Source organism: Paraglaciecola sp. 20A4 (genome assembly GCF_011378905.1).
Taxonomy (GTDB): domain Bacteria; phylum Pseudomonadota; class Gammaproteobacteria; order Enterobacterales; family Alteromonadaceae; genus Paraglaciecola.
Genome location: NZ_WTPY01000015.1, coordinates 29,437 through 44,005, shown reverse-complemented (window position 1 = coordinate 44,005; position 14,569 = coordinate 29,437). Strand labels below are relative to the sequence as shown.

General features: G+C 42.7%; 9 protein-coding genes. 7 read left to right on the top strand and 2 right to left on the bottom strand.

The window, feature by feature from the left end; translation table 11 throughout:
• Nucleotides 1-24 precede the first annotated feature (24 nt).
• A complete protein-coding gene (locus tag GQS54_RS14165; RefSeq protein ID WP_166424633.1) occupies nucleotides 25-1,107 on the bottom strand; it encodes an oxidoreductase family protein in 1,083 nt (360 codons plus the stop codon).
• Between the two features lie 196 nt (nucleotides 1,108-1,303).
• On the bottom strand, nucleotides 1,304-2,785 hold the full coding sequence (locus GQS54_RS14160; RefSeq protein ID WP_166424632.1) for an MFS transporter: 1,482 nt from the start codon (nucleotides 2,783-2,785) through the stop codon (nucleotides 1,304-1,306).
• 688 nt (nucleotides 2,786-3,473) lie between these two features.
• On the opposite strand from GQS54_RS14160, the gene GQS54_RS14155 reads away from it, so the two are divergent.
• The 7 genes from GQS54_RS14155 to GQS54_RS14125 all read left to right on the top strand — a co-directional run.
• Nucleotides 3,474-5,861: a TonB-dependent receptor gene (locus GQS54_RS14155; RefSeq protein WP_166424631.1), complete on the top strand. Its 2,388-nt coding sequence runs from the start codon at nucleotides 3,474-3,476 to the stop codon at nucleotides 5,859-5,861.
• Between the two features lie 622 nt (nucleotides 5,862-6,483).
• A complete protein-coding gene (locus GQS54_RS14150) occupies nucleotides 6,484-8,931 on the top strand; it encodes a TonB-dependent receptor (RefSeq protein WP_166424630.1) in 2,448 nt (815 codons plus the stop codon).
• 182 nt (nucleotides 8,932-9,113) lie between these two features.
• Entirely contained in the window at nucleotides 9,114-10,382 is a 1,269-nt protein-coding gene (locus GQS54_RS14145; RefSeq protein ID WP_166424629.1) for an acyl-CoA dehydrogenase family protein, read from the top strand.
• Between the two features lie 2 nt (nucleotides 10,383-10,384).
• On the top strand, nucleotides 10,385-11,788 hold the full coding sequence (locus GQS54_RS14140) for a phosphotransferase family protein (protein WP_166424628.1): 1,404 nt from the start codon (nucleotides 10,385-10,387) through the stop codon (nucleotides 11,786-11,788).
• Between the two features lie 475 nt (nucleotides 11,789-12,263).
• Complete coding sequence (locus GQS54_RS14135) at nucleotides 12,264-12,956, top strand: VOC family protein (RefSeq protein WP_166424627.1); 693 nt, start codon at nucleotides 12,264-12,266, stop codon at nucleotides 12,954-12,956.
• Between the two features lie 92 nt (nucleotides 12,957-13,048).
• Nucleotides 13,049-13,876: an alpha/beta fold hydrolase gene (locus GQS54_RS14130; protein WP_166424626.1), complete on the top strand. Its 828-nt coding sequence runs from the start codon at nucleotides 13,049-13,051 to the stop codon at nucleotides 13,874-13,876.
• Nucleotides 13,877-14,151: 275 nt separating this feature from the next.
• Nucleotides 14,152-14,569, top strand: a 418-nt coding sequence (locus tag GQS54_RS14125) for a hypothetical protein (RefSeq protein ID WP_205967769.1), incomplete at its 3' end; no start/stop codon positions are given.

Here is a 14,569-nt window from a genome sequence, read left to right as displayed (position 1 = left end):
TATGTTAATTATTGGTGTCAGTTGTTATGCTTGGCTGGAATAACGTTGCAGAATTTCATGCTCATCAACAAAGCCCCAATAGCGAGGCACTACAAAAAATATTTGGCGTTTATAAGCATCGGGAAGGTGGGTAGCGCCAATGCCGTAAGTGGTTGCCAGTACCATCATTACCGCATACAAAGAGCCATATTCGTAATCTTCGATACAATCGTCAAAGCTGTAATCCTCAACACCATTGGCAAGCAACGTATCGTAATAAACCTGCAACAACTCTGTTTCATGGGCTTTGCGTGTTTCAGGATCTAGAGTGTTGGCAATAAGATAAAAGGTATCAAGACCGGGACGGCCCAATTGCAAGGTCTGCCAATCAATGGCGATTGACTCATTATCCTCTGTGTACATAACATTGGTCATGCGATAGTCACAATGTGCCAAGCAAAAACGTTTGCCCATATCACCTAACCAGCGCTCAGCTATAGCCAAGAAGCCATCACCGACCCTCTCAAAATTACTACGAACACGGTCATCGGCAGACGCCTTCAAAACCTCCCATCCTTTGGTGATCATGGGCTTAATACGTTCAAAATGCCCAGGGGCGGCGCTGTCTACTAACCAATCGTAATTTTTTAGCTTTTCGTCATTCCATGTGTCGGCATGAAGCAAGGCGAGTTGAATAATCGATGCTTTCAGTTTTTCGAGGCTACAGTCTCTAGGTAAGCATATGGTTGCGGGGTTTAAGTCTTCGAGTAACAAAGTGAAATCGGAAGTCTCGGGGTCTATTTGTGCGAAGTAACACTTAGGGACATTCATACTCAAAGTGGGTGCGATGTACTTATAAAAATTCACTTCCTTCAGGTAGGAGTCCATCTCCTGCCCTGACTTTCTACTATCAGGGTTACTCGAAGGCGCTTTTGCTACCAAAGAAGCGGGTTCGCTTCCTGTACCATTGGCATACTCTAGCTTTATAAGATATGAATTTGCCATCATACCGCCACTGATTACTGATGTTTCTATAGCGGATACAGATACGTCTGAACTTATGGTGTTTGTCGATCTCAGGGCTTCGGTTAACCATTCGGCGGTAATATAACTGTGCTCGGTATTCATTTACTTATTCCTACATAAATATATTTGTACCATTGTAATACAATGCCAAATAAAAACCAAATCAACACAATTCGTAGGGCTGTGCTATGGATAAGCCCTATCAAGAAGTTTATTCTGAAACAATCCCAGCACAAATCATCTAAATTGCCTCTATTTAACCTGAATTCGGGATAAGCCATACTCAGGTTATTTACTTTCATAATTTGGCAACAAAGTCTTGTCTTACCGTGCGAGACGCCATTAGATAACAGCCAGCAGCGAGAATTAACCAGCACGCAGATAAACTCATAGCTTGTTTTAATCCCAAAGAACTCGCCTCAGCACACACAGCAATCTGTTCTGCGGCCAAATTTGAATCCATTGCCTTACATATTTTAGGTGTCAAATACGCCGAAAACTCACTATTGAGCAAGTGATAATTCATGGAAAAATCACTAGCAAAACCAACAAAATATGGACCAATTCCGTTACCTATCAACGACCACAAAATAAGTGCAACAGCGATAGCGGTTGCACGATTCTTGGCAGTAACGACACCTTGGGCAATAGTATATCCCGCGCTAAGATAGGTGAAGTGCACAAGCACCGCTATTCCCCAACAGATAAAAATGCTTGTCAGGTCATCCAAATGAAAGGCAGCAATATAAAACGGTACTGCTATAAGTAGGCCCACAGCCGGAACCAACGCTGTAGCATTTGGAATTCGAGGAGTTAACTTCTCAGTGATGTAGCCTCCAAGAAACGTACCTATCGCTGCGAAACAAGCCAGTGGTGCACCGAAATAAAGTGCCGCTTCACTTACATCTAACCCATGTTCACGCATTAAAAAAGGGGCTTGAAAGCCCATCACACCATAACTTACAAAAGCCACCAGCGAACCGCCGATAATGGCCCACCAAAACGATGGTTTCTTTTTTAGTTCCCGGAATACGTCTGTCCAATGGGCCTGCTGTTCCGTCATTTCTTCTGATGGATCACTATGACCTCGCGGGGGTTCTTTTACTGTCAATAGTAAGATGAATGCGACAAGAACGCCCGGCAGACCAATGACAAAAAATGCGACTCGCCACCCCTCTAGATTTACCCAATCTACCGCTGAAAATAAGCCTCCAAGACCCATATTTGAAATCCACAAACCAACATCAGCACCTTGCATTTGCGCAATCGGGCCACCCAGTAGGTTGGCCAAAACACCACCCAGCATCACCCCCATTGAATACGTAGCTAAAGCCTTCGCTCGTTTATGTGCCACAAAATAGTCACCTATAATTGAGGTAGCAGCTGGAGTACAACCCGCTTCCCCTATAGCTACTCCAATTCTGAATAACAGTAACGTTAGGAACCCGACAGCGAAACCGCATAGAACGGTCATAATAGACCAGATTACAATACACAGAGCAATAAGCTTGACCCGGTTCGAGCGATCAGCCCAGAGCGCAATGGGTAGCCCCATAAACGCATAAAAAATGGCAAACGGGGGACCTGTGAGGAGTCCCCATTCAGAATCAGTAAGATTGAACGAGTTGATTATTGGTTGTGCAACAACTGCAATAATGGTCCGATCAACAAAGTTCAAAATATATACCAGCGTAAGCAGTCCTAATACATAATTTCTGTACCTAGGGGTACCAAAACCCGTTAAGGCTCCTTCTTTAATCACGTTTTCTGTGCTGCTCACTTAAAACCTCTCTTAGTTACTTAGTTTTGGGACTTTATAGTTTACTAATTACAACCAATATTGTAATACAATAACACTTAGATACATTAATAATAATTAGCAAACGAATAATTTTGGCAATAAATGTTTGAGTGCTTGAACATAATTGATTTTGACCAGGCTAATAGAGATTACTGACCGCATAACATTAAATAATTTTGAACTAGAATTTATCTTCAACACTCATGACATAAGCTCGTCAACAAAGATTAGCTCTACACAACCCCCCCAAACACCTTGTCATAGTTAAGTTAATAACAAAGGATTATTCTTAACAATTAAGTTGACATATATTTACTATATTGCTAGATATGTACCATTATAATACAATACCTTTAAGTGTTTAAAACATACAACTAGCTGGATTCGTCCCCTACTTTGACTGCAACTTTCTAATCAGTAGAGATAGATAATGTTTAAGTTCACAGATACATCACAACAATTACAGTTAAAACACTCCGCTTATCCAACCACGCTAGAAGTTAGTCCGATTAATACTCGAGCATTCAAGAGTAGTTTGAGTTGATCTAAAAAATGGCTGATGACTCTTTTAGTACGACAAAACCAAATAAATATGTAAATCAAACAGTAATGAAGCAAGCGACTAACCTAAATTACTAGCTCATGCAAAAGGGAAAAGGCTAACGATATGAAATACAAATTCTATAAAAAGAAAGCTATTGCGGTCGCAATAGGAATAGCAACACTCTCTGGGACAGCAAGTGCCCAACAGTTAGAAGTGATCACCGTAACTGCGCAAAAACGTATGCAAACATTGGATGACGTACCTGTTTCAATGCAAGTAGTCTCTGGGGATTTGCTAGAAAATCAAAATATTTTAGATTTCGGAGGCCTTGTTGAGAGACTCCCAAATGTTAATCTCGGAACAGCTCCTCAACAAAGTTCAATCTACATTCGCGGAGTCGGCACAGGAAATGACAACGCTGCAGCCGAACAATCTGTTGGCTTGTACGTTGATGGTATGTACGTGAGTCGAGGCAGCCAATTTAATGCCCCCTTTACTGATGTAGAACGGGTAGAAGTACTTAAAGGCCCGCAAGGCATACTGCAAGGCAAAAACAGTGTTGCGGGTGCCATTGTCATTACAACAACTCGCCCTACTGACGATTTTGAGGCATCAGTGCGTACAAGTTACGAAGTTGAGAATGAAGGTTATAACCTTGAAGGCATAGTCTCAGGGGCAATTGCAGATAACTTTTTTGCTCGGGTTGTAGTCCAGCAAAATTTTGTCGGTGGTTGGCTCGACACTAATACTCGAACAGCAGCAAACGGGGTAACGGTGCTAAATGGAAAAGAAGACCAAAACGAAAGTGAATTCTCCTCTTTTCGCCTAAGCCTAGTCTGGGAGCCTAGCGACACATTATCTTTGTTCGGCAAAGTTGAACTAGGAGAGAAAGAAGTAAGAGGAATGTCATTTGGTCCTTCAAGCTTACAACCGACTGCAAATTTCTCTGGTGCTCCTCTACTCCCAATCTACCTGAGCAGTGATCCCAACTACGATACTATTAGTAACGGTGTTATATCCAATGGCTATGCCATCGAATACAACCCAGATACCAATCAATACGATGCTAGCAACAAAGCGCTTGTACGAACGATTGATAGCGCTTCATTTACTGGCCAGATTGACTGGGAAATCGAACTTGGAACATTGACGGCCATTACTGGTTATAGTGAGTTTGATAATTCGAGGAATTCATCGCTTACTATGGCGCCCTTAGACTGGCTCTACAACAACGATCCAAAGGGGATGGGTGGTGAAGAATTCGACCAGTTAACCCAAGAGATCCGCCTTGTTTCCCCTGGTGGTGAAACCTTTGATTACATTGTGGGCGCCTTTTATATGGATCGTAATATCGAAATGAACGGGGCTACCACCATAATCAACTTTAGCAATAGTGGCTTACCGGCGAATCCAGTTTTCGCATTTTTTGATGCTGCTAACAATCGATTTTTTAAAGAAAACACAGAATCCTATTCTATCTTTGCACAGGGTACTTGGAATATAGCTGACGACTTTCGTGTTAATGTTGGCGCCCGCTATACTGATGAAACGAAGAAAGTCAATCACGACCTAATTGACGCCGGCTTCTTGGTAGAAAACCCAATATTTAACCCATTTGCACTGGCTACATTTGGAGTTGCTTATTTTACTACCGAAGAGCTACCTCGAAGTGAGGTTAGCGATACCAGCCTAGACCCAAGTGTATCAATACAATGGGATGTTACTAAAGATATTATGCTTTACACTTCTTACACCAAAGCAACAAAAGCAGGTGGCTTTAACTCCTCAGCCAGCTACGCTGAAATTACCAGCTTTGATCCCGAAACCTCTACCGGCTATGAAATGGGCCTTAAGGGCAATTTCTTAGAAGGCCGCCTAGCAGCCAATGTGTCACTCTATAACACGACATTCGACGATTTACAGGTATCAGCACTCGACCCAACCACAAATTCTTTTTTCTTTAAAAACGCTGCAGAAGCAACCACACAGGGTCTAGAAGCAGACATTCGCTATGCCTTAACAGATGATGTTGAAATCGGTGGTGCGCTAGCCTATCTCGATGCTACCTACGGTGATTTCCCTGGCGCGAGTTGTTCCAATGGTAGTTCAAAAGAAGCAGATTGTGACGATGCGACAGCGAGTAGAAATGCCAAAGGCGATAAACTTAGATTTGCTCCTGAATGGTCGGCTAACCTTTATGCTGACTACCAATTAGATCTAAGCAACGGAATGACATTCGCCTTACGCGGCGATTTAATCTATAGCGATGATTATTTCTGGGGCAGTCAAAATGATACCTACATGCTTCAGGAGGCATTTACCAAGTTTGATCTCAGCGCAAGCCTAACAAATGCAGATGGCGATTGGAAAGTGTCACTTATAGCAAAAAACCTGACTGATGAAACTACCGTCACTTATGGTGGTGCTACACCTTTGGTTACTGGCGCATACTGGTCCAATGTGGATGCGCCACGCCAGATATTTTTGACCGCTGAATACAACTGGTTTTAATTTTATCGTTCAAACAAAACCGAGTCTAAATAAGACTCGGTTTTTACCCACTGCTGTTCAATTAGAGCTTTCAATACAAGTGACCTTGCTTCGTCATCATTACTAAGTGTTAGATACATGTTCGTCTTATAATAAACACTTAATTATCTTCAATACTCATAGTATAAGCTCGTCAACAAAGCTTAACTCTATGCCCCTCCCCCCTCTACGCCATGTCGTATTTAAGTTAATGGAAAATCATTATTTTAACATTTGAGTTGACAGTTATTTACTACCTTGCTACAAATGTATCATTGTAATACAATATATCAAACATTAAAAACATACGGCTAGCTGGATTCGCCATCTGCCTTAACTGCAGCGTTCTAATCGGTGGAAATAGATAATGTTTGAGTTCACAGATATATCACCGCAGCTACAGTCACAACACTCTGCTTATCCAACGAAGCTAGACGGCAGTCCTACTAACACTCGAGCATTCAATAGTAGTTTAGGTAGATCTAAAAAATTGGTTGTAACTTTTTAACACTACAAGACGAAATAGACATGTAAATCAAACAGTAACGAAACAAGTAAATAATCTAAATCACTCTCTCAGACTAAGAGCAGAAGGACACACAATATGAAACATACAAACTTTAAAATGAAGACCATAGCCGCCGTAATCGGACTCACAACACTCGCCGGAACAGCGAGTGCTGAAGTTGGGTTGGAAGTAATTACTGTATCAGCAAATAAACGTATTCAATCATTGGGTGACGTACCTGTATCAATACAAGTTGTCAGTGGGGATGCACTAGAAGATCAAAATATTCTTGATTTTAAAGGGGTTGTTGAAAGGTTACCTAATGTATATCTTTCCACCGCCCCAGGTCCAAGCTCCATTAGCATTCGCGGTATAGGCACCGGCTCAACTAACGCTGCCGCTGAACAATCGGTAGGTATTTATGTAGATGGTATATATGTGAGTAGAGGACACCAGTTTAATGCCCCATTTACTGATATACAACGTGTTGAGATCCTCAAGGGTCCACAGGGTGTCCTTCAAGGTAAAAATAGTATCGCTGGTGCCGTTGTTATTACAAGCCGCAGACCTACAGAAGATTTTGAAGCATCTGTTAAGACCGCTTATGAACTTGAAAATAGCAGTTACAATGTGGAAACAATGCTCTCTGGGGGACTGACAGACAATCTTTTTGGTAGAATTGTAGCCCAGAAAAAATTTACTGGTGGCTGGCTCGATACCAATACGCGATTGGCTACTAACGGTACAACCGTCCTTAATGGCGAAAAAGATCAGAACGACGATGAATTTTCAGTACTTCGCGCTAGCTTAGTTTGGGAAGCAAGCGATTCAGTATCGGTATTTGTTAAAGCAGAAGTCGGTGAACGTGATACCAGCGGTGTCCATTTCGGCCCATCAGCCATCCAGCCTGGTGCTACTACTCCTGACGGAGTGTCCATTATGGACACATTCCTTACCAGAGACCCAGACTTCGACTTTATTGGCAATGGTATTATATCCAACGGTTTTATCAACGAACTCAACCCTGACCTTGCTACTTTTAACCCATTGACTGGACTGACATCTGAGGGAGGATATGAGGCAGGTAATCGAGATCAAGGTCTAACGGTAGAAAACTCTGCATATTCAGCTCAAGTCGACTGGGATCTAGCAGGTGGCACGCTAACATCTATCAGTGGTTATAGTGAGTTCGAGCATGAAGAAATATATGCTAATAGTATGTCTCCAACAGATTGGATTTCCTTTATCAGGGAACAGGGAAATGGCGGCGAAACTTTTGACCAATTCACCCAAGAAATTCGCTTTGTGTCACTCGGAGGTGAAACCATTGATTATATTGTGGGCGGATTCTACATGGATCGAAACATTAAAATGTCTAACGACAGAGGCATAATCAATCTAAGTAACAGTGGACTTTGGTTAGGGCCAACTTTTGCTCTTCCACCTTTTCTTGCCAGCGCAATTGATAGTCAAAATACTAAATTTTTTGATGAAAACACCACATCATTATCTGCTTTTGCACAGGTAACTTGGAATATTAGCGATGATTTTCGTATTAATGTTGGGGCTCGCTACACCAATGAGACCAAAAAAGTTAACGCCTCTAAAGCATCTAGTTATGTAACTATATTTCCCGATATTAACAATGTACTTGCAGGTATTTTCGGAGCCGAAGATTACATTACCGCCGATCTAGAGGTAAGTAAAATTGAAGAGAATGGTGTCGATCCAAGTGTCTCAGTACAGTGGGACGTTAATAACGACGTTATGCTCTATGCCTCAGCTACTCAAGCAACAAAAGCGGGTGGGTTTAACTCTTCTTCTAATAGTCCAACAAATTTTCACTTTGATACTGAAACAGCAACAGGTTACGAAGCTGGTCTCAAAGGCGTTTTTTTTGATAACAACTTATTTTTCAACTTCGCACTCTATCAGTCAAATTTCGATGATCTACAGGTATCTGCACTCGATGCGACCACCAACAGCTTTTTCTTTAAAAATGCTGCAGAGGCAACCACCCAAGGATTTGAAGCTGACTTTCGTTACGCTGTAACAAGTGATTTTGAGATTGGCGGTGCTGTCGCTTATACCGATGCAACCTACGATAACTTTCCTGGCGCTAGTTGCTCAACGGGCACATCACGAGAAGCAGACTGCGATGCTGTAACATCGACAAGAAATGCTAAAGGCAACAAACTGACGTTCGCCCCAGAGTGGTCTGGGAGTATTTACGCAAGTTATCACCTATATTTCGACAATGATATGAGCCTCGATTTACGCAGTGAACTCATGTTCAGCGATGAGTATTACTTCGATGGTCAAAATGACCCCTACCTTCAACAGGATTCTTATGCAAAACTTGATGTCAGCATCAATTTAAACGGTACAAGTGACAATTGGAAACTGTCTATCTTAGGTAAAAATCTGACTGATGAAACAACAGTCAGCTTTGGTGGAGCCACTCCTTTTTATGACGGAGCATACTGGTCTAATGTGGAAGCACCACGTCAGGTATTCTTAACAGCGGAATACAAATGGTTTTAATTTTATCACTTAACCCTCGGAGTATAAATAAAGCTCAGGGGGTTACCAATATCAATTGTATTCAGTTGAGCTAACATTAACTGAATACCTAGTATTACGTAATATAATCACAAACAAACCATGCTAATATTTTTTCTCAAAGCTTAGCCAAATATATAAAACATAGACAATAGGAACAGCTAATGAACTTTGAAATCCCATCAGAAATCATCGACTTTCTGTCTGAGGTAGATCAATTTATCGAAGACAAAATCAAACCTCTCGAGAAAATAGATGACAATATTCGCTTCTTTGATCACCGCCGAGAAGACGCTAGAACAGACTGGGAACGCGAAGGACTACCCAATGAAGAATGGGAATTACTGCTACGAAAAGCCAAAGACTTAGCCATAGAATCCGGTATTTTTAACTACCCTTTCCCCGAGGAATTTGGTGGCCGCAATGGCAGCAATCTAGGCATGGCTATCATCAGAGAGCATTTAGCCGGGAAAGGCCTTGGCTTGCATAATGATCTACAGAATGAACACTCAGTTATCGGCAATAATATTGGTTTGTTATTAATGTTGAAATATGGCACCGAAGAACAAAAAGACCAATGGCTAGAGGGAATGAAAACCGCATCTCAAGGATTTGCGTTTGGGATCACTGAACCTGAACATGGCTCTGACGCTACCCATATGGAAACCAACGCAATACGCGATGGTGACCACTGGATTATCAACGGTGAAAAGACATGGAATACCGGCGTTCATATTGCTGATGCCGATATGGTGATGGCACGTACTTCAGGTAAGCCTGGTGATGGACTAGGTATCACTGCTTTTCTAGTACCGATGAAAACGCAGGGCTTAAAAATTGAAGAATACCTTTGGACGTTTAACATGCCATCCGATCACGCCCGCGTCTCTTTTACTGATGTGCGAGTGCCAAGCAGCGCAATTTTCGGTGATGAAGGCAAAGGGTTAATGGTCATCCAGCACTTTTTTAACGAAAACCGTATTCGCCAAGCAGCTTCAAGTTTAGGTGCAGCCCAGTATTGTGTAAACGAAGCCGTGGAACATGCTAACCAGAGAAAGCCTTTTGGCAAACCCCTGTCTGTCAATCAAGCTATTCAGTTTCCACTGGTAGACCTAAATACACGTTGTGAAATGCTACGCGCACTGATCCATAAAACCGCTTGGTTAATGGATCGTGATGGCGCGTTTTCTGTGTCAGATAAAGTGTCTATGTGTAATTATCAAGCAAACAGGCTGTGCTGTGAAGCCGCTGATTTCGCCATGCAAGTTCATGGAGGTATGGGCTACTCTCGCTACAAACCTTTTGAACATATCTATCGCCATCACCGTCGTTACCGCATTACAGAAGGCGCTGATGAAATCCAAATAAGACGTGCCGCAGGTTACCTTTTCGGCTTTATGGGTCAAAAAAAGCCTAAGGGAGTAGAGGAATAAAAATGTCTGAGACCTTCAATACCGCGTTGGGGGAAGTTCTCTCTAGAGAACTAACTGATTTTAAAAATTTATTGTCTTGTGAACAACTGACTGCCGGTGCCAGCCAAGAGACTTATCGTATCACCATTGAAGATTCTTCAGGTAAACAACAGTTTGCTCTACGACGAAGTCAACCGACTGTCGAAGCTGAGTCTACTGTAGGCAGCATCAGTTTAGCCACAGAGGCACGCCTATTTCAACTAGCAGTGAGCGCAGGAATTCCGGGGCCAAAAGTCCATTATGTACTGCAGCCTAAAGATGGTTTAGGCAGTGGTTTTATCATGGATTGGATAAGTGGAGAAACGTTAGGCCAACGCATTGTGCGCGCAAAAGAACTTGAAGGAATTCGCCCGCATCTGGCTAAAGAGTGCGGCCAAATCCTCGGTCGGATCCACGCATTGGACTGGCAGAGTGCGGGTTTATCCAACGATTTACCACAAATCAGCCCTGTATCCTTGGTGAAAGAAACGTGGGAAACCTATCGCGACCTCAATGTACCGGTGCCAATGATCGACTATACCTATAGGTGGTTACTCGATAATGCCCCCACAGAATATCGAACGACCTTGGTCCACGGTGATTTTCGTAATGGCAATCTAATGGTGACAGCTGATGGCATCAACGCGGTTTTAGATTGGGAGTTAGCCCAAATCGGTGACCCAATACGAGACTTAGGTTGGCTTTGTGTCAACTCTTGGCGGTTTGGCAAAGACGCTTTGCCCGTAGGTGGCTTCGGAGAGATCAAAGATCTACTAGACGGTTATTATGAAACTAGCGAAGTAGTAGTTTCACCAGAGGAGATTAAGTACTGGCAAGTGTTTGGTTCATTCTGGTGGGCAATGGCAACACTGCAAATGGCAAATGCTTGGCGCACGGGTGAAACCCCGAGCTTAGAACGCCCTGTTATTGGTAGGCGTTCCACTGAGGCACAAATGGATTGCGTCAATTTAATTATTCGAGGTGACTTTACCCTACCTGATTTTACCACACCCATTTCAAAGGGAACTCAATTGCCAATGCCTGCAGAGCTATTAGCGGGCGTGGCATCTTTTCTTAAAGAAGACGTCGCAAAACAGCTAGACTCCCACAGCAGTTTTTTAGCCAAAGTGGCGGCCAATTCGCTCGGGATAGCCCAGCGAGAATTTCAGTGTGGCAATGACTTGGCGATTCAAGAACATACTCGGCTACAAGACCTACTGGGGCAACAAGGTGAACTGGATGATTTACGTTGGGAACTGGTCAATCGTCTACGAACGAATATGCCATTAAATACCCCTGGTTTAGCACAGCACATACGTCAAACAGTGGCAGGACAGCTAGCAATAGATCAACCTCGCTACCCTGCACTGCAGCAACAAATTAATTAGTGGACAAGTATGGGATTCTTATCACAGAGTCCCTCGATTTATTCTCACCATAATTAGGTGATCTGGGGAGCAACGTAGATAATCGTTTCTTGAATAATAGAGAAAAAATTTATGGATGGGGTTTGGTGGATCCATTTTTCAATGGAATCCGCGGCCGGGTATCTTCTTCGCGTTTGTACCTACGTCACTGCACGTACTGAATATTTTCAATGAGCGGAAGAAACACTATCAAACACAAATATTGAACTGCATAGTAAAAATGCCGATCCAGAAAATCACGGAATAAAAATCCGTAAACATTGAACCTGGCAAAATTAATTAGAGGGTGATGGCGATGTCACTACCATTGTCATTAATTCCTGATCTAAGTTTGATTGCTAATATTCGTTTTCAGCCCATTGAATTAATGTATTATTGTATTACAATAAAGAAACCTAAATGCATTAACAAAATAATAACATCGGATAATAAGATCATGATCAGGCCAAACGCACTTCATCACATTGCCATATCAACCAGCGACATAAAAAAACAAATCGAATTTTTTAGCGATGTACTGGGCATGGAACTCATCGCCTTATATTGGATGCATGGTGCTGAGGGCGCCTGGCACGGTTTTATGCGCCTCGGTGACTCTGCAGTTGCATTTGTATTTTTACCGGGAAATGCTGAGTTAGAGACCAAGATTGGATATACGAACCCAGGCCATGGTGCAGGTACATCTGCCCCGGGTACCCTGCAACACTTAGCGTTGAGCGTGGATACTCAGCAAGAAATGCTGGCAATGCGCGATCGAATTCGCTCGCGTGGGGTGCCTGTTATTGGCCCTATTCATCACGGCCTTTGTTCATCTATCTACTTTGCAGGCCCTGAAAATCTAGTGCTTGAAGTGGCGACTACCGACCAAGCGGAAAACCCGCTGGATTTGAACGGCACATGGATAGATCCGGAAGTTGTAAAACTTGCCGGTATATCTGAAGAAGAACTGGCTCGCTATCAAAACCCAGCGGTCTTTGAGACGCCCGCCCAAAGTGTACCTCAGCCCGAATATGACGAATCTAAGCCTCATCTTGCCTATCCCCTTGAGCAATATAAAGCGATGCTGGCAGCACCTGACGAAGCAATTACTGCATCGATGACTGACAATAAACCTCCAATCAAAAACTAACACATACAATTAAATTCACATTAACTCAGTCTGGCAGTGTTGTTCGTTTTTAGACTGATAATTAAAGCAATCCAATTTTAAAGGAAATATCAATGAAAATTGAATCCCATACTCTCAATGACATACATGCGTACCGATACTATGACGAAACAATAGAACAAAAATATGCTTTGGTAATATCCCACGGCCTTGGTGGACATGGCGGTATCTATAGCGCTTTTTGCGAGCACCATGCTGCTCATGGTGCAGATATCTGGAGTTATGATGCCCCTGGTCACGGTCTTTCAAATAGAGGTCGACCTCGTGGAACTTTCACCATGGATGAGTGGGCACAGGCTACCCGTGATTTCGCTGAGCACATTACTACTACAACGAACAAACCTGTTTTTGCTTTGGGTTCTAGTTTAGGTGTTGCAGCCGCTATTTCATCGGTGGATTGCCCAGCAATTTCTGGTGTAATCTGCATGGGATCGCTTGCAGTCCCAGGAAGCCCGACCGTTAAAAAGATGTCAGCACATTGGAGAAGTGAACCAGTAAAACTACTTTTAACCGAACTCGGTCGTGGCGCTCGACTAGACCTTGCCCTGTTCTTTGATTTTGACAAAGACTATGGATTTTTGGGCGCAGCTGAAGCCAAAAAGCAGGATCCATTGAATACTTGGTCCTACGATCTTGCCTCTTGGGCTTCATTTCTGAACTACGTGCCACCACAACTTCTCAGTGAAAATGTTAAACCTATTTTATATACGGCCGGGACTAAAGATCCTAATATCCCTCCCGGTGGTCTCGAACTTATCGTAAGTGAAATTGGTGGCCCTGTTACCCTTAAAATGTTTGAGGATGCTACGCATCAACTGATGATGTTCAACACGCAAGAGTACTCGGCTGCTGTTCATGAGTTTTGCCTAGCAAACATTTAAGACTCTGCACCAAAGTTAGCGCGACAAGCATATTAAGTTCCTCCTTTGTTGCGTTATCAATAACTCCCCATATACGAGAAAAATCAGATGACCGATAAGACTGAATACGGCAAATTTGATAAGTTTATTCATTGGCTAATGGCACTTAACATATTTGACACTTTTCTCTTTTGGCATCTCAGACTTACCCGAAGCATTAAAACCTCAAGAATACGCAGCTCATGGAGTTTCGGTAACAACTATCCTTATCAGAGCAATCAAATAGGAATTATCTAATGAAAAAAGAACAGCAAGAAAAAAAACCAACTGCCGTTGAAGGAATGATCGTCACCGCAGTAGTTACTGTGGGGATTATTACATGGATTTTACTTGGCAGCTTAGCGTTAAATATTACCTCATTTTTTGCCAGTTTATTGTTTCTCTGGTTTTGGGCTGGCGTAGAAGAAGCAAATTTTGATCGTTGGTTGCCGACACTGGTTGGGGCATTTACTGGGCTTTTATTGGCTTTACAGATTAAGTATTTGCCGGAGGAACTGGGAACAACAGGGCTGATCGTGTCTCTTTTAATCGTAACTCTTGCCGTTTATGTACACATCATGGATTGGATACCTGTTGCACTTAACAAAGCGGCAATGTTATTTCTTACGGTATTCGCAGCGCCCCCTATATTAGATAACATCGATCCAATTGAAC